This is a genomic window from Actinoplanes nipponensis (assembly GCF_016862275.1).
Lineage (GTDB): Bacteria > Actinomycetota > Actinomycetes > Mycobacteriales > Micromonosporaceae > Actinoplanes > Actinoplanes nipponensis.
Map to the genome: position 1 here is coordinate 105,083 of NZ_BOMQ01000036.1, position 25,971 is coordinate 131,053.

The window sequence follows — 25,971 nt, forward strand, 5'->3', positions numbered from 1 at the left end:
CCCGGTTTACCCCGGCTACCATCAGCACGTCCGACCTCGGAAGGAGAACAGAGGGCCGAGCTGCGGCGGACATCACCTTGCGGACGACGCGCCGGCAGATGCCTGTACGACACCGGCCCGGGGACGCTATGGTCCTAATCCATACCGGCGTTGGCGGGCATAGACGGGAGGATCGCGGGTGCACACCGTCGTGGATTTGTTCTGCGGCTGCGGCGGTGGATCGATGGGCTTCCACCGGGCCGGATTCCGCACTGTCGGAGCCGTCGAGATCGACGAGGACGCCGCCACCGCATTCACCCTGAACGTTGGAATCGCGCCTATCGTCAAGGACATCCGCGACGTCCGCGGTGAGGATATCGTTGGCTCGGCCGGCTTGCGCCGCGGCGAGCTCACCCTGCTTTTCGGGTGCCCGCCCTGCCAGAGCTTCACCGTACTCCGCCGCGCCGCCAAACCCTTGGATTACGACGAGCAGCGTCGGGAACTCATATACGAGTACCTTCGACTGGTCGAGGAACTCTACCCGCGACACATTGCGTTCGAGAACGTCCCAGGACTGGTGGAGGGCCGCTGGCGCCCCTACTATGACAACTTCGAGAAGATCCTGTCAGACCTGGGCTACCGATTCGAACAGGCCGTGGTCGACGCGGCGGAGTACGGCGTCCCGCAACGACGGCGAAGGGTCCTCGTCATCGGAAGCCGCGTGACGGAACCCGAATTGCCCTATCCGACCCATAGCACCACCGGCAACAACGAAATGGGCCTGAAGAAGCGCCTACCTTTCGTCACGGTACGGGACACGATCGAATGCCTTCCGGCGCTGGCCTCGGGAGAACAGGACCCGACGGACGAATTCCATAAAGCCCGCCGACACAGTGACCTGGCCCTGCAACGCCTGGCCTCGCTGAAAGAGGGCCAGGGTCGAGCGGACCTGCCCGCCCACCTGGTTCTCGAATGCCACAAAGACCACAAGGGCCACTACGACATCTACGGCAGGATGTGGTGGGATCGGGTCGCACCCACCCTCACATCCGGTTGCACCAACGTCACGAGGGGGCGGTTCGCCCACCCCGAACAGCATCGCGCCATCACGCTGCGCGAGGCGATGCTTCTGCAGACCTTCGACGAAGGCGCGCGGCTTCACGGCGGCGTAGAGAAGATGGCCCTGCAGGCCGGAAACGCCGTTCCCAGTCTGCTCGCCGAACACATTGGCAAGACGATCAAGACGATGGAGCGCCGTTCACGTCAATCCACGCGCCCGGCGGACGGGCTTGAGGCCGAGAGCTAGGCGACGCGACAGTACGCACGCCTTTACGGACTCGGCCATGGCGTCGGGCTCCTCATGCGACCAGAACCGAAGAACCACCCACCCGAGAGCGGAAAGGTGGGCAGAGGTTTCGGCGTCCCGACTACGGTTTCCGTCCAGTTTCCGGGACCACCAGTCCCGATTCGCTTTAGGCGTCATGCCGTGATCTGGGCAACCGTGCCAGAAACATCCGTCGACAAAGACCGCGACCCGTACCCGCGTGAACGATATGTCGACGGTCCGACGCGGCATCCCCGTTACCCGTTCATGCACGCGATATCGGAGGCCGCTGGCGAACAGCAACCGGCGCAGCGCCAGTTCCGGTGTCGTATCTTTGCGCGGCAACCGGCTCATCCGCTCGGACACCTGGGCGGAAGACGCAACCATGGCGGGCGGCGTCTGGGTTTCCTGCAACTCAGTGCGGTTCATCCACACGGATCTGCCTCAGTATCGACCTCTCTGCCTGACACAACTTTACCCCCCGGGTCTCGCCGCAACGGATCGGAGCAGGCACGAAGAACCACCCATTGCCGCGCCGAACTGGGACCCTCGGACAGTTGGCCATGACGAGTTCCCGCACACCACCGACTCCGATCCCATGCCTCGATGGGGTCACTGCGCCCAGACTGCTTCCGGTGCGATCTTGATGCACAACACCTGCCGGTGTGATCTTCAAACGGCGGCTGCCTCAGTTCCGAGGGGCACAGGCTGGGAGGCGCTCGGAGACCCGTTGTCACTGATGGGCGGCTGTGATCACAGTTGGGCACGGATAGCCAGCCGGCCCGCCAGCGTGTGATCGCCCTGCTCCGAATGCGCTCCGCCGGCCGGATCATCCCGTAGACGGCACCCCTGGTCACGGTGGGCCATTGCCAGGTACCGGTGGTCACCGCTGGTCAGCAGTGAGTCGGGTGACATACCCATCGCGCCATCGTAGCTCGGGGTATAGAGCAACGGTTTCCTAATGCCGACAGCCGTCGGGGCTCGTGGACTACCTGCAGGAACACCATTTGAGGGCGCCACATTGCAGGCCCATCGCTCGACGTCTGCACCGTGGGTCGAGCGATCGACGGTCTGACTGACTGCCAGGGTGGGGTCGATCCGGTCCCCGGCATGAAGGGCCCAACATCGTCATCCAGATGCCGAATCGCGTCGTGAGCGGCCCCGACGCAATCCCCTTGGACAGGTGTTGTGACGATCACCTGAAGCCACCCCCGGCGGGCGATATCAGTGGCCTAAATCGTTGTCCACGATCGCGTCGTCGGGGCGGTCCTTGCGGCGCACGGTGAAGGCGATGCGACCAGCTGGCGCGGACCCCAGCGGGAGGGCGTACGAGAAGAGCGTCGCGATATTCTTCGGGTCTGTCGGGTTGGGCAGCTTGTTTGGGTCGGTCCTGCCCTGTGCATCATGGAACCGCACGGAGGTGCTGTCGCCAGCAAATGTGAGCAAGAACGCTCCACGGGTGGCAACCTTGAGCTCCTTGACGTGGCTGAATTCGGGCAACTCGAGTGCCGATGCGATCTCACCATTCTGGTCAACGGTTTCGGCGTCGATCCCCCCGGAGATCGCCACCAGCGCATCGCGTTGGCGTGTCGAAGAACCCGAGAACTGCCAAGGACGGTCTGTTCGACGGAAACGCCGAATAATCCTGAGGTCTCTGCCAGCGACGGTTCTGGTCGGCAGTGAGTCAAGCTCGGGCACAATGATAGCCCAATCCTTGAGGGTGCCCTCTGTGATTGCCTTGCACATGAATGCGAGATACGGACCGAACTTGAAGTTGCTCGCCCATCTAAATTTGCGGATGATGTCAATGAGAACCTCAGCACTGACTACTCCGTAGCGAGCGTTCCAGGGTCGGGGCAGGCCGGCCTCGTTGATGTAGAAGAACTGGCCCTTGGTGTCGGCAGCGTCGAGCAACGGCTGAACGGCCTCGAAGTGATCCTCATTCACCTTGTTGTCGTGGTCGCCGTGTTGGTTGAAGTCGACGACCTTGCCGCCCTCGCCCTGCTCGGTGAGCTCAGCGTTGTACATCTTGTTGCTGCTGGTCGGCTTGAGGTACGGCAGGCTCTGGAAGACCAGCGGAGGTACATCCATCGGGCGTACGAGCGGCCGGCCGTCCTCGTCGAAACCCTGGAAGCGGCGGAGTTCCTGACGGAAGTCCTCCTCATCACGGACGATTGCCTCGAACGACTTGTACAGGTCGATGACGGTCTTTCTCGGCCCGGGCACATTCCGGCCGATATACAGCCGTACCAGGTCGCCGTAGTGCAGCCGGTATCCGAACCAGCGGCCCATCTGCATGAGTGTGTCGGCCGCGACCGTGCGTCGAGTGTAGTAAGAGACCGTCAGGCCCTCTACGGTGAAACCGCGAGAGAGCTTGGTGCCGCCGACGAGGATCTTCCAGACGTTGCCGGACTGGAAGTTGATATCGGCCTGGAGGTAGTCCTTCTCTGCGACGCCGTTGACGATAACGACGGGATTGACGCCTTCCTGGATTCTGTCCACGGCGTGGCCGATGTGAGGGATCAGGTCGCCGAACCTGGAGATGCCCGGTTCCTCGGGGACGCGAGCCTCCGTCACCGGTCGGAAATCTGTGTTCCACAGATCCTGGAGACGCTTGAGCCCCATGGGGAGGTCGTAACCCGCCGATGCCCAGACCCGACGAATGTCGCCGGCGAGCCATGCGTGCTCGGTCGTCTTGACTGATTGGTGGACTAGCATCGTGTGGTGCGGGAAGAGTTTAGGCTTGTTGAGTAATGCGGCCCGGTGCAGTTTGATTGCACCCGATAGCACGTACGCGTCCAGGGCCGCGAGCAGTTCAGTGTTGCGGGCCTCGGTGTCGTCCGAACCCGCAAGAAGTGAACGGACGTAAGCCTTCTCGTTCGAGTTTGCGTAGGTCCTCTCCTCGGCCTCTTCGCCCTCTTCCCCTGACATATCCCGTTGGAGGTCGTGGAAGGCCCCGCCGCCCATGTATCCCGGGGGCGGTTGGAGGCTAACGATGAAGTCTTTCGGAAAGATGTCCGCGGAATCCTCAGGGTCAACGAACACATTCGCGAACGGCGTTGCGGTGTAGCCCACGTACTGGGCACGTCGGATCTCGCTGAGAAGCTGTGCGATCAGGCGGTTGATCGCGGTGCGTTCCTTCTCCTCCGGCGAGTCCTTCTTCGGCCGAGTCGTGTTGATCGATGCCTGGTCGGCCTCGTCGTCGATGATGAGCGCGGGAATCTCGCCTAGGTCGGTTTTCACCGACTGGAGGTCGTGAACCAGCTTCTTCAGCACCGTCGAGTTTTTCTTCACGACGGCGATCCGAATATCCGGCCGGTAGAGGTTCTGTGGGTCGTACAGCGGTCGAGCAGGGTCGACGAGATGGTCGGTTTGGCGAAAGTCGAGATAGCCTAGTCCGGCCTTGAGCAGCTTGTAATCGTCCTTTGCCCCAGTGAGCCGGCGGATGCCGGGCATTCCTAGCTCCTTCGGGTCCTTGCCGTAGGAGACAAAGTTGCCCTCAGCCCAGTCGACGTCCCCGTCGCCGATGTAGTCGACGGAAGCTGTGAGTTCACGGTTGTTACGGTCCACGCCACCAAGGATGTTTTCCTCACCGATGAGTTCCATGTCGACGCGACGCTGGGTCTGTCCACGAAGAAGCTCGATGGTGCCGGTGAGAACGACGACCAGCTTGTACCCGGCGTCGATCGCCTTGGCAATCACCCCTGTGAAGTTTGCGGTCTTGCCGGACTGTACGTGACCAACGACCAGTCCCTTTGACTGATAGGGGTCCTCCCGAGTGGGGTCCGCGAGACGCTTCACAACCTCATCTGTGGTGCGGTTGAGCTCGCTGATCGCGTCAGCGTCCCAGCCCTTCGCCTCGAGCACGCCTCGGTACCCGTCCCAGTAGAACGAGCGATCCGGCTTGACCTCGTACCAGGGGTCCCAGTCGGCCGGCTTACCGGAGATCACGACGGCGCCGGAGAGATTTACCTGGAAGGCGTGGTTGATCGTAAGCTGCGCCTCGTCGGAGAAGCCGAGAGCGCCGAGGATAGCGTCCCGTCGCTCTTGCGAGTACGCATTAGTGCCGGCAACCCAGGTCGGGTCGCGCACGGCGTCCCACTTGGAGAGCTGGATGTGAAATTCATAGCGCGCGGGGCTGTTGACGTCGGTCGAGGTAACCGCAGCGACCAGGTCCTTCTCAGAGTAGTTGTCGGACACACCTGCGTCCTCCAGCTCGAACCGGACGCGTTTAAGCATCGGCTTGGGCTCACTCTTGGTCATGCTGCGCACGACGCTCACGATCGCGTCGGTGTACTGGTCGGTCACGTCAAGCCTCCTGCGAGGGAGTACTGATGAATCCGCTAAGCGGCTCGCCCGGGTCTCCCGGCGTGCGCGAGGAGACGTCCACACGGTAGCTCACGGCACTGACAAGATTGCTATGCGGAACGATGGCGTGAAGGCGACTGGGCGTGACTGCGGGGAAGTCCTCGTCCACCAGGTAGGCCGCTGGCGTCGTGCGAAAGATGTACGACGTCGGGTACATCGCAGCGTCGTCGTCTTCCCATCCTGCCGACATCAGATAGGTGATGAACCGGTCCCGAGTCGTAGTGAGCCGCTCGCGGATCTCCTGGATCAGTTCTGGGAGAGCGATGCCGTTGGGATCGCCACCGGCCCGCGTAATTTGGATGGATACCAGCCAGAGGGGCCTGCCCGGGCTCGGTTCGAGCTGCCCGGCTCCGTGGATCACATGCATCCGCGACTCGCCGAGAGTGGTTTTGACCTCGACATCGAACGCCGGGAAAGCATAGTCCCGTTCTTCAGCGAGCGGACCCAGCCACCAGTCGATGATCGTGTACTCGTCGTAGGCGTCCAACAGCGCCCGGAACAGCAGGAGCTCGCCGACCAACCCGATCTGCTTTTCCTCCGAGATTCGCGGCTTGGCTGCGAGCAGGGCTTTCATGTTCGTCATCGCCGCCGATGTTGCCGCTGCAAAGGTCGCGCCACCGTGCATCGCCTGGACGACGGAGAGCATCAGACCGTACGCCTCGACGAACATGTTGCGCGCATCGACCGTGAAGCGGGCCCAATCTTGGCCGTTGTGCGTCTCGAGTCCGGTGCTGACGCGCTTCAGCTCAGCCGTGTCCTGGACCATGCCGGTGTGTGGTGTCAGCAGTGAGATCTTTTGTCCGGGGCCGTCGATCCTGATGATGACGTCCGGGGATGCGCTGACACGATGGGCAGTCGTTGTCCCGCTGCGGAAGTACTTCTCCAGGGTGTCCGGATTCAGTTCTGACAACGGCTCGTTCATGGTCGACCGTCTCTCTCCTTGCGCGTTTGTGCCTGGATCGCGGCCAGCAGGATGGCCTGCCACGCCGTGCTCTCGCGCTTCTTTCTTGCGCCGCTACCGGTGCCGACGAAGTGGTCCGCCAGGAGCAGGAGTAAGAGGCCCTTGAACAATGGCGCGTCGTTGATGTCCAGGCTCTGGCGCCCGGCGATAACGGAGCGGTATCTCGCATTCAGGACGAGCCGGTGCCTCTCGACGTCGATGTCGTAAACCTGATCATCGGGAAGGAGACTCCACCTGATGTCGATCGGAGTCGCGTCGTTCGGTTCGGTATATGTGGCGAACGTGTCCTTCACCTGGCCGGGAAGTCCATCACCTGGGATCGGCGCCTCGATGGGTGAGGCGACCCGCTGCCGAGCGAACCTGGCAGCGTGCTTCGCGTCTTCCCGGAACGCCGCGAGCGCCTTCCCGTCGCCGGCGCGGGCGAAGGCGCCGCGCAGTTCGTCGTCGAATGTGGTGCCGATCTTCTCGGGGTTGATCGTTACGTGGCTTTCCATATCCACCGTCAGGTCAAAGGCAACCCGCGCAAAGACGAGGTCGGCATGAGGAGTCGCCAAGCCGTTCCATCCGCCCGCTTGGAGCAGCCGATCGTTGCGGTAGATGTAGAGCCCTTGGGACTCGCTCGCCGACCGTCCGCCTTGCACGAAGCCCAGTCCTTTGTCCCAATGAGGCCAGATATGCAGGTGTGCGGTCCCGGCGGCGTCACCGACCACCACTCGAACGTCCTTGGGGTAGCCCGAGTGTCCCAGACTGCGATAGTCGAACGGGTCGATGGCGGTGACCTGTCGTGGTGGACCGCCGATGCCCAGCCCTACGTCGAAGGTCTGAACCTTAATCGACAGGTCGCCCCGCTCCACGATCCGGTGCATGACGAGCCCGAGGTGATTGACCAGCTCTTGGGTGGTCCTGCTCGTCCAAGCTCTCTGCTCGTCTTCGCTCGATGAGGTGAGGAACGTCTGTACACCCTCCCATTCGACGATCGTTCCGGTGTCGATTGCGAACTCGACGTTGGCGTTGGCGAGACGCTCGCCGGCGTCGACGGTGGAGAACTCCTCGACCACGGGCCCGGTGTCGATCGTCTCCCGGCGCAGTCGTCGTCCGACCGGCGGTGAGCCGTAGCGCTTCGACCACACCACCAGTGTGTTCGCTTGGCTGAGCGATGCCGCCTTGAGTCCGATGCCGAAGTGCCCTAGATCGCGGCCTTTGTACTCCCGCTTCTTGGCATAGGTCATCGCGTCGTCGATGCCCGCCGAATCCATCCCAGAGGCGTTGTCGATGACCTGCAGGCCGACCGGGCGTGCACCGTCCATCAGAAACCTGATCATGACGTGGCTAGCGCCGGCATCGATGCTGTTGTCCACGACGTCTGCCACGGCAGTGACCAGTGTGTGGTGGCGGCCGATGGCCGACGTGATCGATGGATCGGGAGGGACGACTCGCGAACCGACGGGCTGGGGTATGGACGCCGAGCCCATTACAGATCCTTGAATGCGCCGTGCGTAAGCCCGAGGTCTTCAGAGTTCTGCTTCACAGCTCGAACAGTGTTCTCGTCGAACCCAACTGCTTTCTGTGCATCCACAGTCAGGGTGATGTCTAGGACGTCGGGGTTGGCGTTGCGCAGAAGCTCTAGGACCTCTTGAGCGATCGTCTGCAGCTTGGTGGTCATGTCTCCGCCGGGATCGACGATGTGCCTGAGCGAGTATGTGGCGTTGGCGATGATCTTGCGTGGGGCAGGCGTGGGCGCAGGACCGGGTGTATTTGTAAAGCCGGGACCGGCACCAGGACTAGGAGTGGGTGCCGGCCCAGGTTCAGGCTCAGGCTTCACCCGCTCACGCTGCCGCTGCGTGATCGCGAGGTCGGGGCGTACGACAAGCGTCTTGTCGTCGAACGGTCCGAACTCCGTGTCTTCCAGCGGGACGGCCAACCCGAGGAAGTCGCCCGTCGCCGAGTCGAAACCGGTCGCCAGGGCAACCCCCGCGTCCGCGAAGGCCGCGTCCAGGAGCGACTCCTCGAGAGCCCTGACGAGGACGGACTTGTCCCGCAGCCGGTGCAGGTACGGGTAGCGACAGAAGTAGGCCCACAATTCGGTGAAGCTGATGAAACCGCGGGTCCACCGAGCTCGTAGGAAATCTTCGATGTCCAACCTAACGACGCGGTTCGCGATGTAGGAGTGGGCGGCGTCGACTGAGGCAAGCTTGACGCCGATGCGCTTGGTGAGGTTCTTCTCCTGCCCGTCTGCGCGTACTTGTCCGACGACGAACGGCGCCTGCGGGTCGTCCTGCACTGCGTGCAGCCCCCAGATCCAGGTATGCGCCAGGCGATCGTCGACCGTTCGGTTCGCGGTCTCCAGCATCGACTGCGCTTGCGCCGCAGCGGACTGGGTCAGGTCGAGTCGTGCGGTTTCACCGAAGATCGATTTCCAGGCCAGATACGAACGGACCGCCGACTCGAGCGTGCCCCACTGTTTATCGTCCGCGGCGACCGCGACGATCGTGTTCACATTCGTGCGTGGGGCATTACCGCGCTGTCGCAGCAAGTCGTGCACCCACTTAGAGGCACTGGATTCCTTGTCCTTGCCGTTGTGTGTGTACTGCGGCGGCACCACGACCAGGCGCAGGTAGTCGGCCTCATCAACGTCGGAAGAGGACTCGGGGTGCAGAACCTCGGCGATGACGTCAGTGGAGCCCTTGAACACCCGGCGGAGCCGGGTCGCTACCTCGCCGTTTACGGCCGGAGTCGACAGCTGCGCCGCACGCTCGGCGGCGAGCCGGTTGAGCGAGGGTTGGGTGTCATACCAGTAACGTCCATCCTCCGTGTAGTAATGCGAGGACTTCTCCTGGAGCCCGTCCAGCGCCGATCCGATGTTGCCCAGAACATCGCCGGGCATGGCGATGCCTAGGGCGATGCTCTTGCGGTCCCTGCCCTTGAGCGCAGCGTCAAGCGTAGGCGTAGCTTCGATGAAGATCGCCCGGGCGGTACGGAGAGCGAGTGACCGGTCCTTCAGCACAGGGCGCTCTGCGTCGACGGTACGGGCGACGGCGTTCTCACCGTCGATCTCGGCCTGGATGATCGCGTCCCATGCGTTGCCGACGTATTGCACGATCTCCGACCGTACAGGCTGAGCATCGAGCGGAACGGAGCCCGCCATGATCAACGGTGAAGGATCCTGACGCTGGTAGAGCTGGTGGATCACGTGGCTCATGAGACGAAGCACGCCCCGCGTGCGCTGGAACTTCTCCAGCGTCGACCAGTCGGAGTAGAGCCGGTCCAGCAGCTCAGGGTGGATCGGGTAGGCCGCCTTGATCCTCGACTCGTACTCGAACTCCCCGACCCCTGTGGGGAACTCCTTCTGGTGGTGGCGGTAGTAGTCGGTGAACCGCCGCGCCGCGGCCGCGATGGACGAGAGCGCCTTCGCGTCCGGTTCCACGAACAATCGGCGGCGGACGATCTCATACGACTCGTCACGTGTCGCGGGCGTCCACTGGTAAGCCACTCGGCGGATCACGTTGTCCAGGCGCTCCAGGGCGTCGCGGCCGCGCTGGCCGCCCACCTCCAGGTCGCTGGCCTTGCTCGCGTGGGCTTCGCGTCCCTCACCGGCCCCGGGGCTCTTGCCTTCGCTCGCCGGCACGGAGACGAGCAGCAGGGTACCGGGCACGTTCTCGGCCGCAAGTGTTAGCGCCTGGGCGAAGGTGAACTGAGTCTCGAACAGGCCCGCGGCCACTCGAAGCGCGTGGGGGCCGTTGTTGTCATAGTCGTCCGGGAGTTGGCGGGCGTATGCGACCCACTCGTCGATCAGCACGACGGCCGGCCCGAACCTGGCGAACAGGTCGCGCAGGAGGTTCCCGGGATTGGTGCCGGTCCTGTCGGCCTCGGCGACGATCTCGTACCCCTCCGCGCCACCGAGTTGCCAGGCAAGTTCGCCCCATAAGGTGTTGACCACGGTGCCGTCGGGCTTCTTCGACGGCGTACCCGGCGGGATCTCGTTGCCTACAAGTGCGGCCTTGCGCACCGGCCGGCCGAGCACCTCGGCGTGCTCGTCGGCGAACAACTCCTGCACGCCTTGCGGGAACTCGTGCAGCGCTCGACCGGAAAACAGATGCCACACCGCAAGCATCGAGTGGGTCTTGCCACCGCCGAACGTGGTCTGCAGGTTAATGACCGGATTGGCCGACTTCGACCCGGAGATCCGGTCCACCGCCCGGCGCAGAAGCTCCTTGAGCCCGTCGGTGAGGTAGGTGCGTCGGAAGAATTCGACCGGATCCTGGTACTCACCGGCGGCGTTCCGCTGTACCGCAACCGAGTACAGGTCGGCGGCGAACTCGGCATTGTTGTACCGTCCCGACGCCACGTCCGGGTGCGGCTTGAGCACTTCGCGCCACGCCGGCAGCTCCGCATCCGGTGTGCCGGGCAGAGCGATCGCCTCGCGCACCGCCTTGCGCGTCTGCTGCTCGAAGCTTCCGCGCAGGATGTCGAGCCGGGAGGTACGGACCGCATCGGCCTCACGCACCGCTCCGATCGCTCGCATCACCCGCTCGATCGTGTCCAGCGCGCGGACCGCGTCGTCGGGGGAAAAGGGCTTGAAGTGCGCGACGTCGTTGCGCACGCTGCGCAGCTCGCCCACGAACCCCTGCTCGCCCCTCGACAGGTGGTCGTTGAAGAGATACCCAAGCGAGGACATCGGCTCGGTGATGATCCGGAACTGGTCCTGCGGGTCAGTACGCGAGTAGGACTTGCCCTGAACGCCCTTATCTTTATCCTTCGCCGCGAGGAGCACCGTCCAGTCCTTGCCCGCCGGCACGTACTTCGCAGTGACCTGCTCGATGTACGGATCGAGGACCGCGGACAGCGACTCGAGCGCCGTGCGCACAACCTCGATGTTGCTCTTCGCCATCAGCCCTCATTCCCGAAGTCGAGCTCGGTCTGCACTTCAGACCGAACCTGCACGCGGCTCGCGGCCTCGGTCAGATCTGTCCACGACCCACCGACGAGGTTGAAGAGTCGTGCGTCGTCTGTGCGGGAAGTCTTGGTCATTTCGTACAGCCGGTACGCCAACCGCTGCACGGCCTCGACGTCGATCTCGGGTCGCGTGGCCGCCAGGGACATGAGCCTCGCCGCGGGCTCCAGCCCGCCGTCCTCGGCCGAGAGCACCCGGCCGAGATGGCACATCACCTCCCAGACCGAGATCCGGGCATCGGTGAGCGGGTTCCACGTCGGCGGCAGGTCCGCTGGCGCTAAAAGCTGCACAATGCCCTCGCCCTGCGTCAGTACGCCCGAATCAGCGACACCGCGCACCGACGTGTCGTAGGAACGAGCGAGCAGGTCGGCTGCCCCGAACGGACCCCTGCCCCAGCCGTATTGCTCGTACCACTTCAGGCAGAAGCGGGTATCGGGATCGAGGTCGCCCTCACCCTCGGCGAGCACCTCGTCGAGGGCCTGGTTGATCAGCCGGAGCGCGGCCTTCACGTTCATGTCGCTGCCGTCGTTTTCTACAACCCGCGTGAATCGGGAGAACACCGCCATGCCGGGGCCGATCGTGGCTTGCGTGAGGTCCACCGGCGCGACGGAACCCTGACGCAGATTCTCCAGCGCGTCGGGCAGTTCGCGCCGCATAGCAGCGAGGAATCCCCGCCGAGTCGTCTGACCCGCCGTCTCGTGACGCGGGCGGAGCACGAGGACGATCGACGAGGCCAGAGCATTCGTGCCTACGGCGATCATTCGACCGCTGCGCTCAGATCGCACTGGCCAGGTGGCGGTGATCGCCCAGCCCTCGCGGATCATTCCCTCCAGGATCGTGGCCCAGCCTGTACTGGTGATGCCTTCAGCCTGTAGTTCGGACTGCTTGAACGCGTAGTAGACCGTAACCGGATAGTCCTCGGATGCATGCTTCCGAGCCCGCGCGAAGACGTGCTCGAATCCGATCTCGAAGAACTTCTCCGCACCGTCGCGACCACCGTGGCGGTATGGGTTGGCGACCAGTTCCTCAGCCTTCGGAACCAGCATCGAGGCGAAGAGTTCAGGATGGACGTCCCGCAGCGAACGCCGTAGCCAGACGTAAAAGAAGTCGGAGAGGTCCGAATAGCCAATGTTATCGTAATACGGCGGATCGGTCGAGACGACAACACCCGTAAAGTCTCGCGTGGCGGCGTCCGCCTGCTCCGCATCGGCACCGACCGTCGGATCCACTCGTTCGAGAACGGCGACTATCCCAGGGATCGTGTTGCTGAAGTCGCCAGCAGTGCCCGACAGGGGATTCGCCTCGGCGTAGTCCCATACCATGGGAAGCGCCTGCCGCGCAAATGTTGATCGTGTCGCACCTGTGCCGTGACTCGATCGCCACGAGACCAGTGATGAGTGATCGTCAGCCGTGTTCGACACAGCCATGCCGAGGTAGGTGGCGACTGCGTCGGCGTACGCCTCGGCGCCGGTGCCTCCGTCGGGGAGACGAACACCCGACGGGAGCCCCGCGGCGACGGCGTCCTTCAGCACCTTCTCCCGCGCCTCGCCCACGAGATCGCTGAACGTCGTCAGCGCCACCAGCTGCCGATTGGTGAACAGGTCCGAAAACTTCGTCAGGCCGTACTGAGGCGGCGAAAACCAGCGCGGGTTCTCAGCGACCTTACCGCCGGGCAGACTATCGGGTGCCCGTACGCCAGCGGCGGCGATGTGGTCCGGCGCAGCTGGTACGTAGATGCGTCGTCGGTTTCCCTCCGCAACGATAGCGAGCAGCCGGGTCCCGTATCCTTGCGCGAGTGCGCTGCTTCGGATCTCTGCGAGCGGGCTGAACGACTCGCAAGCGACGCAGGTGGCGCCGCGCGCCGCCGTCATCGTGCCATCATTGTGTGTAGTCGGGCCCTTCTTGGGCTCATGTCCGATCGTAAACTCGACACGGCGCCCGCTTGGGGCGTTGGAATCGTCGACCACTGTCGCGACGACGTACGCCTCCTTGCCCTTCTTTTTGCTGAGCCACCAGGAGCGGACCAGGGGCATCTCGATGCCGCAGGCCGGGTTGGGGCAGGTGACGGTGCGAGCCCAAATCCAGGCAATCGTGGTCGCCTTGGTCTTTTTCTTGGTCTTCTCGTCGAGGATGGTCGCGTCGGGGTAGAGGTCACCGATGTGCTCCTTGGCCTGCTCGCGCATCCAAGCGCCGTAGCGGCGTACGTCCTCGGCCAGGCCTGTTGCGCGCGGCCACACGCCGAGCCTGGTCTCGGCCGCTCCCGGGAAGACCGGCGGCTTGCCGGCGAACTTCGGTGGGATCTCGATGAGCGCCTTGTTGATGAGCACGGCTACCGGGTTGAGGTCGGAGGCGTGTGCCTCGAGGCCAAGCCGCTGTGCCTCGAGCGGAATGGTGCCGCCGCCGGCGAACGGGTCGAGGATCGCCGGCGGCTTGCCACCGGTGGACTTGAGGATCTCCTCGTGCGCCTGGCGCAGCAGGGTCTCGTTGTTGACGTTCTCCCACTTGACCAGTCGCCGGATGATCCCGTGCAGCCGCTCACGCTCGACCTTTTGTTGCTCCTCAGTCAGCTCGGGGTTCGACGAGGGATCGTCGACGAGCTGCGCGAAGAGCACGGCGCGTGCTGCAGCGAGCGGTCGGCGCGCCCACCACAGGTGGAGCGTCGAAGGGTGGCCGTGGCGGATCGACTTCTCCCGGGCGGACTCGGCGTTGATGTCCTCCAACGGGATTGACACCTCGATCAGCTTCTTGCGGATCCGGGCGTCGGGCGTCGTCGTCATGCGTTTTGACTCCTGTGGTGGCTCGGCTGCTCTGATGCTAGTTGCCACCTCCGAAGGTCGCTCGGAGTTGGGCGGTGAGGACGGCGCGCTTTCGTGGAGCCGCGCGGCGCCCGGCTATATGTTGTCCCCGCGCTCCGAGGCCTCCGTTGCGCGCCTCTTTTGGGCGGGGCCCGTGCAAATCGTGGATCGTCCCTGTCGTCGGACGTGCACGAGTAGTTCGTCCGCGGTCTGAACCAGCCCTTCTTCATTCCAGACGACCACTACCGAACCTCGCGTTAATTCAAGTGACACCCCGCAACGAAAAAATTCTCACGGTGGCCCCACTCCCCCCAACTGGGCCATCGGTGCGGTCGATCGTATCCATATCAACGCAAACAGCGGTATCCGCACATACGGTTTTCCTACATCGATCATCAGCCCAAGCGAGCCCACGAATGGTGGAATCGCCGCTGGCAAAGCCGGGTCAGGTCTCGGCGCCTCCGCGGGAGTAGAGAGGGCTTCCTGTCACCGCCGCAGGGAACCCTCCTGCCCGCTGCGACCATCCAACTATCGGACGGTCGGACGGTCTAGAGCCGCCAGCGGACGGGATCGCTCGACGAGGCTGCAGCAACGTTGCCACTGCTCATGAGCTTTACCTGTGCTCCTACATTCATTCGGGCCCTAATCTTCTGCTTCGGCAGTGAGGCCGAGTCGGCGTCATGCCCGTGTTCCTGTGATCGCTGTGCGGATGCCGTGTACTGCACCTAACGACATGCACCATAAGCGGCATTCCGGGGCAAGCGCCGCGGTAGGCGAATCGGTTGGAGGAGTCGGGCGCTCGGGTCTCGCTGTACGGTCAGGCTCCGAGGTGCTGCCTTCTGAGCACCAGGCGCCGGTGCCAGTCCAGGTGCTGCTCGGCCGACGTGACAGTGCCAGGACGGGCTTGCACGGAGCTGCCGTGGAGGTAGCACAGCGGCCCGGGCGGCCGTGGTGCGCGAGGTGTAGCTGGCGGACACCAGGATCCGCACGTCCGGGTCCAGGCCGAGGGCGCCCCCGTCAAACAGCTTGTGGTGCAGGGCGCACAGCGCCAGCCCGTTGTCCGGCTCGTCCCGACCGTCGAGTGCGAACCAGGGTACGTGTGCGGCGTCGATGCCGACGTCGCGCCGAGGATCTGGCCGTCAAAGCCGCAGAACGCGCACTGCCGATCCCACGCCTGGATGATCGCCGCCGATTCGCGCACCGCGGGCGGCCGTTGCGCGCCCCGCAAGGCTCCGCCGGGACGGCCCGGAGGCCCGGTCGGCGCTGGCCGATCGCGGCGACGTGTGCCTCAGGTCGATCACTCGGCCCGGCAGGGTGGCTTGATCTGCTTCGGCGGCCTGGTCGGCGCGTGGATCGTCTTCCTCGCGGCTATGGCGTTTCCTGCGCGCGCTCCTGAACCACCACGGGTAGGCCGCCACGATGGCCCTGGGGCACTCCGCAGCGACCGGTGTGGAAGTGCTAGGTGTACTGGCCAGGCACGTTGGTCGAGATCGTGTGACGAATCGGTCTGAGCGCAGATCTTGAATAGAGAGGACCTCCTGTCGTGGAGTGGAGCTGCTGAAGGCGACCACACCACAGACCAGGAGGTCCTCGTGTCACACGCTAACGCAGCGCTGACCCCACGCGCGCGGCTGCGTCTGGCCCGGCTGATCGTCGAGCAGGGCTGGCCGATCGCGCGCGCCGCGCAACGCTATGACGTGGCCTGGCCGACCGCGAAACGCTGGGCGCAGCGTTACCGTGAACTCGGCGCGGCCGGTATGCGCGACCGTTCGTCTCGGCCGGCGTCACAGCCGAACCGCACTCCGCAGCCGGCGGTCCGCAAGATCGTGCACCTGCGCTTGAAGCACCGTCTGGGTTCGGTCGAAACTCGGCAACATCCCCGACGGCGGCGGCTGGCGCTACCTCGGCCGCGCCCAAGGCAAAAAGAACCGGAACACCACCGCTGACGCCCGGCGCAACAAGTACCGCCAACCCGTGCCGGGCACCGCGTTCGTCCACACCGTCATCGACGACCACTCCCGCGTGGCTTACGCCGAAATCCACGACGACGAGACCGCCGCCACCGCGGTCACCGTACTGCGCAACGCCGTCGCCTGGTTCGCCGAGCGTGGTGTCAGCACCCAACGCGTGCTGTCCGACAACGGCAGCTGCTACCGCAGCCACGCCTGGCGCGATGCCTGCACCCAACTCGGTATCACCGCGAAAAAGACCCGCGCCTACCGGCCGCAGACCAACGGCAAGATCGAGCGCTTCCACCGCACCATGACCCAAGGCCGGGCCTTCAAAAAGATGTACTCCAGCGAGTCAGCCCGCCGCAGAGCACTACCAGCCTGGCTGCACGAATACAACCATCACAGACCACACACCGCCATCGGCAAGCAGCCACCCATCACCCGCTTAACCAACCTGCCTGGGCAGTACACCTAGGCCGGCGTACGACGTCCTCGTACGCCGACATGCCTTGCGGTTGACGTTGTTGCTGGCCTGGTGTAGTTGACACTGGTCGGGTGCAGTTGCTGATCGCGCGAAACCCGGATCCGGAGTCCCGGCTGCCCTACCTGTTGCGGGTTCCGCTCGGCGCCGGGCTGGTGTTCCGGACCGCGGGGACCTGGCCGCGGACCAACGCGTTGTACTGCTACCTGGTGCCCGAAAGCGAGTGGCCCGCAGCGCCGGAGATCGTCGAGCAGGTGCCGGTGCGCTCGTGTGTGCGCCGGGGCGCGGCCATCGACCTGGTGCTGGACCGGGGCCGGGAGAATAGGTCGCAGTTGGTGTTCACCACCGCCCGCGGCTGCGAGGCGGTGTTCTGGCAGTCGGCGCGGACGCGGAAGCAGGCGCGGCCGAACGTGCGGACACCGACCGCGCGGGCGGCCGGCATCGCCGAGCTGGAGATCGTGGTCGACTCCCACGAGCAGTACCCGTACCGGTTCGCGGGCCAGCAGGTCCGTACCGTCCGTCGGGCTCTGCCGTGCGGCGACTACGGCCTGACCCTGGGTGGGCGGCTGGTCGCGGCGGTCGAGCGCAAGTCGATGGTGGATCTGGTGGCCAGTCTGACCGGCGGCAAGCTGCGGTACGCGCTGGCCGACCTGGCGGCGTTGCCCCGCGCCGCGCTGGTGGTGGAGGACCGCTACTCGCAGATCTTCGCCCAGCAGCGGGTCCGCCCCGCGGTGGTGGCCGACGGCCTGGCGCCGTTCCGCGCGGGCGTGGTCGCGGCGTGGGGGCCGTTCGTCGCGGGCTGCGGCGACGACCTCGGCGCCGAGTTGGTCGATGACCCAGTGGTACGGGTAGGAGCCGCCGTCGGCGCGCTGGGGCCAGAACCGGGCGACCAGCCGTAGTTGGTACAGGGTGCGCAGGCGGCGCTGGCAGAAGTCGAGGGACGGGAACAGGGCGTGGGCGAGTTGGAAGGTGGTCAGGACGCCGTGGTCGTAGAACCAGCCGAGAAGGATCCGGTCGCGGGCGGTGAGCTGGGACTGCACGCGCAGGACGGGATCATCCATGGCGTCCTCCCGGGGGAAGACCCGAATAGTCGAAGGGTCTGTCGGAGGACACGGCTGCCCCGGCGACAGGCGGGTTGACCAGGGTTGTGAGACGGTCCTGCGGGTCGGTTCGGGGGTCAGGTTGAAGACTGACGTTAACGCTGACGGCAACACTGACGCCTGAACGGACGTCGAGACGGTCGATGGCCGGGATGCTGGTCGCACGAGAGTTCTCCTCAACGGAAGCTGCTTGACGGCGAAGACGTCCGTGACGAGTCGGCGGTTCTCCCGCGCCTCCCCCAAGATGGAGCGCGCCGGCAAGCTGCGCGCTAAGGCAGCGTCACTGCCGCGGCGGCGGTGGTCGCCGGATGTCCTCATCCCTCAAACCGGGCTTTGTCAGCTCTGGCGAACACCTGCCGATGGGTAAACGGCTCAACGCCAGTTGCCCGAAGCTGCGCCGGCCGGGCGGCTCGTGGAGCACCATCCACGGCACCTGGGGCTACCAGCTCGAGCTGCCGACCGCGCCGGGACGCAGCCGCCGGCAACTTCGCCGGAGTGGGCTCGACAGCCGCGACGCTGCCCGCTCGGAACTCGATCACGCCCGATCGCTGCTCGCTCTGGCCAGCGGAGACGAGCACCTCGCGGTGCAGATCGGCGACCTGCTCTACGCCTGCAAGAGCGGCACGCCGCTGCCGGACCGGGACACCGTCGCTGCCCGGGTGCGGCAGGTGTGGCGGCTATGACGCCCGTGACGACCGGCGAGTACCTGACCACCTGGCTCGCCGGGCGGCGGGGGCTCTCGCCGAAGACCGTGCGCGGATACGGCGACCACATCCGCGCCTACCTCATCCCGCACCTCGGCGACATTCCGCTGCAGCACCTGCGGGCCAGCCACATCCAGGCCATGTTCACCGCGCTCCACACCCGCAACGAAGAGATCCGCGCCGGACGGGCGAGCGACGATCCGATCGTACGGATGAAGTTCCGCGGTGTTCGGCCGTTGAAGGCGGCCAGCCTGCGGGGGCTGTACGCGACGCTGCGGGTGGCGCTCAACGACGCCGTACGCCGGGCGAAGTTGATCCCGGCCAACCCGGCGCTCGGTGTGGAGCTCGAGGCCGGTAGCCGACCGAAGGCGCGGGTGTGGACGCCGAAGGCGATCGAGTGGTGGCAGGCGAGTGGGGAACGGCCGAGCCCGGTGATGGTGTGGCGGCCCGAACAGGCCGGGCAGTTCCTCGACTACGCCCAGCGGCACGACCCCGTGCTGTACCCGCTGTTCGCGCTCATCCTGCATCGGGCGCTGCGGCGCGGGGAGGCGTGCGGGCTACGCGACCACGACGTCGACCTCGGCGAGGCGGATCTGACCGTGGTCCAGCAGATCACCACCGTCGGCTACACCCCGGTCGTACGGAAGGTGAAAAGCGACGCCGGGGACCGCATCATCCCGCTCGGGCCGACGACCGTCGCGTTGCTCGCCGAGTACCTGAACATGCGGCAGGGATGGCAGGAGGCCAGCGGGGACGCGTGGCCGAACACCGGGTTCTTCTTCATCCGGCCGGACGGGCAGCCGTGGCATCCCAGATCGTCAGCGACCGCTTCGACTACCTCGTCACCGCGAGCGGCCTGCCGCCAGTGCGGCTGCACGACCTGCGCCACTGTGCCGCCACGTACCTCCGGCACGGCGGCGCCGACATGAAAGAGATCCAAGAGGTACTCGGGCACTCCACGATCGGGCTCACCTCGGACACCTACACCTCGGTCATCCTCGAACTGCGCCGACCGAACGCGGATGCTGCCGCGAACCTCATTCTCCGCAAGGCGGTATGAGCGCTGAGCTCAGTTCTGCTGGCGATGCCTTTGCCACGACCGAGCGGCCGCGCCATCTGGTCTTTCCAGGAGCCGGGGTCCGCATTGGCGATCTCTGACCACATCCTGGGCAGAGCCGCGGCAAACGCTGTGGGCATCCTGGCCAAGATCGGCTCACCGGCCATCGACAACGAGGCGTCTCTGTTCTGCATGCCGACAGCGAGACTTGCCGCCTCTATTTGGCGGCAGTAATCCACCGCGTGCTTCGAATCTCGTGGGACAGCGCCGCAAATCTGGTGTCCAGCCGATCGCGGCTTAGCGACCCAGATCAGCTTCGCCTGTTCGCAGCCGAGCTGTCGAACCGGGGCAGATAGCGAAGCGTGGTATTGCTCGACGCTGATACTGGCGCGAAGCCACCCGAGCCGGCCGCTATGGACGCCCCTTCTACAAGCTTGCGTACCGAGCAACGTTGCGAGAATGTACGCGCTGTCGGAGCAGCCCTCGCCGGTGTCGACCCCACTAATTTCTAGGAGAATTCCTTGAGCACAGTGCTCGTGCAGGTCAGCCGCAACCAGGAAGTCATCAAGACCATCGCGCGTGAGGCGTCCAGGCGCGGTATCACCGCGGCGAGTATCAGCCTCATTGGAGCCGTTCAGCGGGCAACGGTCTCCGTGATGAAGAAGGACCAGCCCAAGACCGACTATCTCCGTGAGTATGATCAGCCCTTCGAGCTCACCGGCACCGGTGAGATCACCAACGACGGCGTCCACGTTCACGTCACCCTGGCGGGCGAAGACCTGATCGTGGCCGGCCACCTCCACGCGGGACGGTCCAGGATTTCTTCGTCCGGGCGTACGTCACGCCGCTCGCCGATTGACGCGCCAACCGATCAGCACCCCTCGGCCCGATCGGCGGCCACGGGTGTAGCGGCCTGCAGTAGACGTTCACCGTGCCATGACTACAACGGGCATTGCGCGGGAAGCCGGGAACGCTTACGGTGACCGAGGGACAGCGGTCCGTTCGCATCCCTACAGCTGACTCAACGAGCTTCGGCTCGCCGCTTCCTCTCGCGGAGCCCGTCGCGGCCGTCGTGCCGAGGGCTGAAGACCGCTCGCGGCACTCTCTTCTCTATTTCCACGCGTTCGTCTGCATCGACGGATCGCTCGTCTCGCTACCGCGTGCGGCTTCACCGCCGCCGCCCGATGCGAGAGGAACAACACCATGTCACCACACCCGCACGAGGCACCGGAGAGCCCCGCTGAAGCTTGGCTCAACCGGACTCTTCCGCTTCGGTACGGCTTCTGCGCCGAAATCGGCGCAGACCTGCGCAGCCACACTGCCATTCCGGTCGACGTCGCCGACAAGTCGTTCTTCGGGGACCTCATGGAACGTGCGATCGGCCTATCCCTCTGCGGCCAGCCTCCATACCTCAACTTGTTCCGCCTCCTCAGCGATGACCGCGCTGCCCGGCTTCTGCGGCTCGCGGGGTACGACAAGGCCTGCGCCGCACCGACACCGACACCGACACCGACACCGACACCGGGCAACGTCTTTCTCGTCGCCTACCGCCTGGCTCAGATCAATCAGCTCCTGAACCCGCGATGGGGCGGCCGAGTCGATCCGGAAGTCATCGCACGCTTCCTTCGCCGGCATCCGGACGCCCTCCCACGCCATATCGGCGAGACGAACCCCCAACGGCGCGCATTCGACGACCTCTGGGCAAGCTACAGCGGCGGCTTCTAGACAGCGCTCAGGTCATACGGCAACGCGACCGCCCAGGTACCACTGCTCGGCGGACAACGACATGCCGACTTCCTGGTCGGCCGAACCGTACTGGAGGTCAAAAGCGGGCGACTTGACCGAGAGGCCTACATCCTCCAGCTGATCAACCAGCTGATCGGATACGCCCTCCTCGCCCATGTCGACGGCCACGCGGTCACCCACGTCGCGGTCTACGCCGTCCGCTACCAACGACTGCTGCGCTTTCGGATAGAGCCGCTGCTCACTCGGCTCGCGGGCCACCGGCTCGACATGGATCCAGCAAGCGGCGGATTCGCTCAAGCGGTAGACAGCCGCCGGTACGGGACAACGGCAGCCTGAGCGCCACGCGCCGGGCCTCCCAAACGGGAGGTCCGGCGACGCTGCCACAGCGATGTCCTACGTAGGACCGTTTGCCACGGTGCCGGCCGCAAGGCGGCCGGGTGCACGAACGGTCGCTCCACTCTTCGCAACGGTCAAGTCGACCGCCGAGAGCTACGACGGAATAGTACTGATCCAGCAGGCGCCTGGAAGAAAGGCGGACCGCCGCGGCCCGCAGAGAAAGGACCGAAGAAAGTGTTACCGTCCGTCGATGACACTCGTCTGGGGACTCGACCATGCCGGTGCCTGGAAGCCTTTGGCGGCGAGCCCATACGCCGCGGAGAAAGTGCTGCAAGACCTTGTCGCACAGAGCCCGCAGATGTTGCCGTTGGCGGGTTCACCCCGGCTGACGGTCCTCGGCACTGAGGTACAGCTCGGGGCGGGGCGGGCCGACATCGTGGCGGTGGAGTCGTCGGGCCGACTGGTCGTCATCGAGATCAAACTCGCCGACAATCCCGAAGCCCGCCGTGCCGTCGTGTCCCAGATCCTCTCCTACGCCGCCTACCTGCAAGGCCTCGACCCGCAATACCTCCAGTCGGCCACCCTGGCCGTGCACTTGTCACGGCAGGGCAACAGCACGATCTGGGAAGCCGTCCACAACGACGATCAGGAAACCGCGCTCGACGAGGCGGCGTTCGCTGACGGGTTAGCCGCCAGCCTTTCCGCGGGCGCATTCCGCCTGGTCATCGTCCTAGATCAGGTGCCGGACGAGTTGGTCCAACTCGTCGGCTATCTCGAACTGGTGACTGACAAGGTCATCATCGATCTGCTGACGATCTCGTCGTACGAGGTCGGCTCGTCCAAGGTCCTGATACCGCAACGGATCGACCCAGGCCGGCGGCAAGCGGAGCTGTCGTCCGCCGAGGCGACAGCGCGTCAGGCGAACGCTGCTCAACCGGGGTCGCAAGATTTCCGCGCAGCCATAGCGGAGGCGCCAAGCGAGTTCCGACCCTTGCTGGAGCGCCTGCTCACCTGGGCAGACAGCCTCAACACTTCGCCGATGATCAAGCTGGAGACCTACCGTGGCAAGAACCAGATCACCACACTGCTACCGAGGATCCGCAGCGACAACGCGGGACTGGTCACCATCTACCTGGATCCGAAGACCGCCTGCATCCAGCTCTGGCCGAGTGTCTTCCAACGGCGAGCGCCGGCCAGCATCCTGGCGGTCAACAGGGAACTGGGCGTCGAGATGGCTGCGGGCCGACGGATTCACGAGGTGTCCGACGGACTACTGGCGGCACTCACATCCGCGTACGAGGAGGCGGCCGGGGCTCCTCGTTCCGTTCCATCAGGCGAGTCACGCGGTCGAACCACGCCACCGTCCGCCTCGCAGCCGACGTGATCGCCACCAGCACGTGCTCCGCCGGTGAAGTCGTGAAGGAAGCACATGGGTAAGTACGACCCTCTCCGAGACCTTTCGGCATCCCGGCAGCTTGACGAGGTCGTCCTCACGTTTGACGAAGTCGAGACGCTGGTCGGGCCATTGCCACCCTCCGCCCACGAACACCGCGCTTGGTGGGCGAACGACTCCAAGGTGCAGGCCCAGGCGTGGCGATCGGCGGGATGGCACGTCGCGGCCGTCGACCAGACGATAGGGCGGGTCACCTTCGCCCGAGGGACGGTCGGCGGGGCGTACTTGGCCACCCGCAAGGTCGAACCGGCCACCGGGGGCACGCCAAGGACGCGGGGAGAGGCCAATCAGCAGAACCTCGGCTCCGACATGACCGAGGAGGCCGTGCAGGGCCGCCTCGTCGCGTACCTGGTCAAGGAGGGCTGGCGAATCCTCCGAGTAGCCCACACTGCCAACCGTGAACGAGGGACGGACGTGCTGGCAACCCGCCACGAGCGCACCCTCGCCGTCGAGGTCAAGGGATACCCCAGCCTGACCTACGCGGACCCCCGCCGAGCCGGCGAACTCAAGCCCACCCAGCCCACGACGCAGGCAAGGCACTGGTACGCCCAAGCCGTACTCAAGTGCATGCTGATCCGCGACGAAGAGCCGGACGTCGACGTCGCAATCGCTCTTCCTGACGTGCCCACCTACCGCAGCCTCTTCCAGCGCACGAAGACCAGCCTGCACTGGGCTGGAATCGACGTGCTCTTCGTCGCCGGGGACGGCGAAGTCTCCCTGGGTTAGGGAGGACGATGGCGCTGGGCCACCAACCTCGTTCGACCGGACGAGGCGGCGCGCATACCGCGAACCCACGCGAGATCGGTGGCCTCCCTGCAACAACGGATAGCCGCTGGGTGCCGTCCGCCGTGGTGCCCAGCCGTCCGCATCAGCTCGCTGCCCACGGACTACAGCGGCAGCAACCCTCCGTCACGAATCGACGGAGCACCATCCGAGCACCACGCTCCCAGAGACCGGGAACCGGCTCGCCAATCATGGGAACGAGAAAGGCCGCTACCCGCGTTCCCGCTGGTGACGGCCTTCTAAAGTCTGTGCGCCCGAAGGGACTCGAACCCCTAACCTTCTGATCCGTAGTCAGATGCTCTATCCATTGAGCTACGGGCGCTTGCACAACCCCCACCCACCTGGCGCGCGATGATGCGCCAACCGAGTCGCGGTCACGTTTTCGCAGGTCGCGGCCGTAGGTGCGCCCTGGCCTGCTAGACGACGACTCTAGCACGGCGCCGATCGGACCCGCGGGCCGGTGGGGGTGGTGCGGACCACCCCGGCGTCCCGGCACCGTAACGGCACCTCGCCGGCTCCCGTACCGCGATCAATCGTTCCCGCTCAGCAGTCGACTGGCCTCAGGAGGGACGGACCGATTCGATCGATCGAAGGCGAGCAACCATGCGTTTTGCCAGACCACTGTTCGTAGCCGCGACGGCTGCCGGCCTTCTCGCCGGGCTGGTGGGCACGCCCGCCGCCGCCGCGGGAACCACCTCGGTGGCGGTGCCGAACTCCTCGTTCGGCGACGGGTGGCTGGACGGCAAGCTGAAGTGCTGGAACACCGGCCCTTCGGGGGCCGCGAAGCTGACCTTGACGAGCCGGTCGCACAGCGGCCCGTGGGCCGCTCACGCAACGGGCACGACCGCTGCCGGCAGCCAGGTGGTGCTGTCCACCGACCGGACGGAGGCCTGTCCGATTCCGGTGACGGCCGGCCGGCAGTACACGCTGGGCTTCTGGATGAGCTCCTCGGCGGGTGCCCAGCCGGTGGTGTCCAGCTACTCGACCACCGCGGGCTGGACCGAGTGGTTCCGGGGCACCAAGATCTCCGCCACCACGGATCTGCGCCGCTACACGGCGGTGCTCCCCGTCGTGCCGACCGGCGTGACCCGGCTCAGCGTCGGCCTGTCCTTTCCCGGCACCGGCACCGTGGTGCTCGACGACGTCGACCTGACGGCGCCGGAGACCGTGCTCACGGCGCCGCAGACCACTGCCCCGGCTGCGCCGGCCGCGCTCTTTCAGCCGGTTTTCCCCGCGTCGGGGCTGGTCACCAACGAGTTCGCCTACTGGAATCCGACCGACCCGCAGCGGGCCGACTCCCGGGACTGGGAGATGACCAGCGGCTCGTTGTTCGCGCTCGACGGCAGCGGCTATTCGGGCAAGGTCGACGGCGGCTCGCCGGATGTGCGATCGGTCACGAACACCGGATCGGCGATCTTCCGGCTCAACACCCGCGATCATTCGTTCGGCGACGTTCAGGTCGCCATGAAGCTCAACGTCTCCGGCCTCACCGCGACCTCCCGCACTCCCGCGGTCGACTGGGACGGCGTGCACATCTTCCTGCACTACCAGAGCCAGTACGAACTCTATTACGCCAGCGTGGCCCGCCGGGACGGCCACGTGGTGATCAAGAAGAAGTGCCTGGGTGGGCCCTCCAACGGCGGCGCCTACTACGCGCTGGGCAGCAGCGAGGTCAGCGGCCTGAGCCTTCCCCTGAATTCCTGGCAGGACGTCGGCGCGTCCATTCGCAACAATGCGGACGGTAGTGTATTCATCGCGCTGCAACGCAATGGGAAGACCGTTTCCACCGCCACCGACTCCGGCGTCGGATGCGCGCCGATCCGGGCGGCCGGGGCGACCGGCATCCGCGGCGACAACGCCGAGTTCCGATTCTCCGGCTTTACCGTTTCGGCCCTGGGCTGACGAGTTCGGCGGAGGGCGCGACAGCCCTCCGCCGAACGTGTTGTCCGCCCCGGCCGGTTCGGTCAGGATTGCCGCCGCA

16 protein-coding genes, 1 tRNA gene and 4 pseudogenes are annotated in these 25,971 nt (G+C 65.4%); 11 read left to right on the forward strand and 10 right to left on the reverse strand.

The genetic code is table 11. From position 1 onward, the window contains the following. Positions 1-178 precede the first annotated feature (178 nt). Positions 179-1,285, forward strand: coding sequence for a DNA cytosine methyltransferase (locus Ani05nite_RS15585; protein ID WP_203768995.1), 1,107 nt, complete (start codon positions 179-181; stop codon positions 1,283-1,285). Here Ani05nite_RS15585 and Ani05nite_RS15590 read toward each other — a convergent pair. From Ani05nite_RS15590 to Ani05nite_RS42235, 7 genes and pseudogenes are all read right to left on the reverse strand, one after another. Next, the gene (locus Ani05nite_RS15590) at positions 1,238-1,732 is read right to left on the reverse strand and encodes a very short patch repair endonuclease (protein ID WP_239130011.1); all 495 of its coding nucleotides are present in this window, start codon (positions 1,730-1,732) and stop codon (positions 1,238-1,240) included. The genes Ani05nite_RS15585 and Ani05nite_RS15590 overlap by 48 nt on opposite strands. A 795-nt stretch (positions 1,733-2,527) precedes the next feature. After that, on the reverse strand, positions 2,528-5,611 hold the full coding sequence (locus Ani05nite_RS15595; protein ID WP_203768997.1) for a Z1 domain-containing protein: 3,084 nt from the start codon (positions 5,609-5,611) through the stop codon (positions 2,528-2,530). Position 5,612: 1 nt separating this feature from the next. Then, entirely contained in the window at positions 5,613-6,593 is a 981-nt protein-coding gene (locus Ani05nite_RS15600; protein WP_203768999.1) for a PD-(D/E)XK motif protein, read from the reverse strand. Next, a complete protein-coding gene (locus Ani05nite_RS15605) occupies positions 6,590-8,104 on the reverse strand; it encodes an ATP-binding protein (protein ID WP_275410553.1) in 1,515 nt (504 codons plus the stop codon). Before Ani05nite_RS15605 ends, Ani05nite_RS15600 begins: the two co-directional genes overlap by 4 nt. Then, on the reverse strand, positions 8,104-11,520 hold the full coding sequence (locus Ani05nite_RS15610; RefSeq protein WP_203769001.1) for a DUF499 family protein: 3,417 nt from the start codon (positions 11,518-11,520) through the stop codon (positions 8,104-8,106). The genes Ani05nite_RS15605 and Ani05nite_RS15610 overlap by 1 nt, the downstream gene beginning before the upstream one ends. Continuing rightward, the gene (locus tag Ani05nite_RS15615; protein WP_203769002.1) at positions 11,520-14,360 is read right to left on the reverse strand and encodes a DUF1156 domain-containing protein; all 2,841 of its coding nucleotides are present in this window, start codon (positions 14,358-14,360) and stop codon (positions 11,520-11,522) included. The genes Ani05nite_RS15610 and Ani05nite_RS15615 overlap by 1 nt, the downstream gene beginning before the upstream one ends. Before the next feature lie 835 nt (positions 14,361-15,195). After that, positions 15,196-15,597: pseudogene (locus tag Ani05nite_RS42235) on the reverse strand (HNH endonuclease); the annotation flags it as partial. A gap of 373 nt (positions 15,598-15,970) precedes the next feature. Here Ani05nite_RS42235 and Ani05nite_RS15625 point away from each other — a divergent pair. Beyond that, positions 15,971-16,805, forward strand: a pseudogene (locus Ani05nite_RS15625) (integrase core domain-containing protein). Positions 16,806-17,269: 464 nt separating this feature from the next. Continuing rightward, positions 17,270-17,494, forward strand: a pseudogene (locus tag Ani05nite_RS41050) (ERCC4 domain-containing protein); the annotation flags it as partial. 24 nt (positions 17,495-17,518) lie between these two features. Here the strand turns inward: Ani05nite_RS41050 and Ani05nite_RS15630 are convergent. After that, a pseudogene (locus Ani05nite_RS15630) lies at positions 17,519-17,872 on the reverse strand (replication-relaxation family protein); the annotation flags it as partial. 347 nt (positions 17,873-18,219) lie between these two features. Here Ani05nite_RS15630 and Ani05nite_RS42125 point away from each other — a divergent pair. The 5 genes from Ani05nite_RS42125 to Ani05nite_RS15645 all read left to right on the forward strand — a co-directional run bounded on the left by Ani05nite_RS42125 (position 18,220) and on the right by Ani05nite_RS15645 (position 21,397). Beyond that, positions 18,220-18,594, forward strand: a complete 375-nt coding sequence (locus Ani05nite_RS42125) for a hypothetical protein (protein ID WP_307836702.1) — start codon at positions 18,220-18,222, stop codon at positions 18,592-18,594. Further along, a complete protein-coding gene (locus Ani05nite_RS15635; RefSeq protein WP_307836703.1) occupies positions 18,591-19,544 on the forward strand; it encodes a site-specific integrase in 954 nt (317 codons plus the stop codon). The genes Ani05nite_RS42125 and Ani05nite_RS15635 overlap by 4 nt, the downstream gene beginning before the upstream one ends. After that, entirely contained in the window at positions 19,481-19,675 is a 195-nt protein-coding gene (locus tag Ani05nite_RS42130; protein ID WP_377881240.1) for a tyrosine-type recombinase/integrase, read from the forward strand. Before Ani05nite_RS15635 ends, Ani05nite_RS42130 begins: the two co-directional genes overlap by 64 nt. Before the next feature lie 527 nt (positions 19,676-20,202). Further along, a complete protein-coding gene (locus Ani05nite_RS15640) occupies positions 20,203-20,655 on the forward strand; it encodes a PPC domain-containing DNA-binding protein (RefSeq protein WP_239130038.1) in 453 nt (150 codons plus the stop codon). A 220-nt stretch (positions 20,656-20,875) separates the two neighbouring features. Further along, entirely contained in the window at positions 20,876-21,397 is a 522-nt protein-coding gene (locus tag Ani05nite_RS15645) for a hypothetical protein (RefSeq protein WP_203769003.1), read from the forward strand. A gap of 12 nt (positions 21,398-21,409) precedes the next feature. On the opposite strand, the gene Ani05nite_RS15650 is transcribed toward Ani05nite_RS15645, so the two are convergent. Beyond that, positions 21,410-21,715 carry a hypothetical protein gene (locus Ani05nite_RS15650; protein WP_203769004.1) on the reverse strand — a complete coding sequence of 102 codons (306 nt, stop codon included), beginning with the start codon at positions 21,713-21,715 and terminating at the stop codon, positions 21,410-21,412. 289 nt (positions 21,716-22,004) lie between these two features. On the opposite strand from Ani05nite_RS15650, the gene Ani05nite_RS15655 reads away from it, so the two are divergent. Then, a complete protein-coding gene (locus Ani05nite_RS15655) occupies positions 22,005-23,138 on the forward strand; it encodes a PDDEXK family nuclease (protein ID WP_203769005.1) in 1,134 nt (377 codons plus the stop codon). 45 nt (positions 23,139-23,183) lie between these two features. After that, positions 23,184-23,933, forward strand: a complete 750-nt coding sequence (locus Ani05nite_RS15660) for a DUF7662 domain-containing protein (RefSeq protein ID WP_203769007.1) — start codon at positions 23,184-23,186, stop codon at positions 23,931-23,933. Between the two features lie 306 nt (positions 23,934-24,239). Here the strand turns inward: Ani05nite_RS15660 and Ani05nite_RS15665 are convergent. Beyond that, a tRNA-Arg gene (locus Ani05nite_RS15665) sits at positions 24,240-24,312 on the reverse strand. A 281-nt stretch (positions 24,313-24,593) separates the two neighbouring features. On the opposite strand from Ani05nite_RS15665, the gene Ani05nite_RS15670 reads away from it, so the two are divergent. Next, positions 24,594-25,892, forward strand: coding sequence for a hypothetical protein (locus tag Ani05nite_RS15670; protein WP_203769009.1), 1,299 nt, complete (start codon positions 24,594-24,596; stop codon positions 25,890-25,892). Positions 25,893-25,971 lie beyond the last annotated feature (79 nt).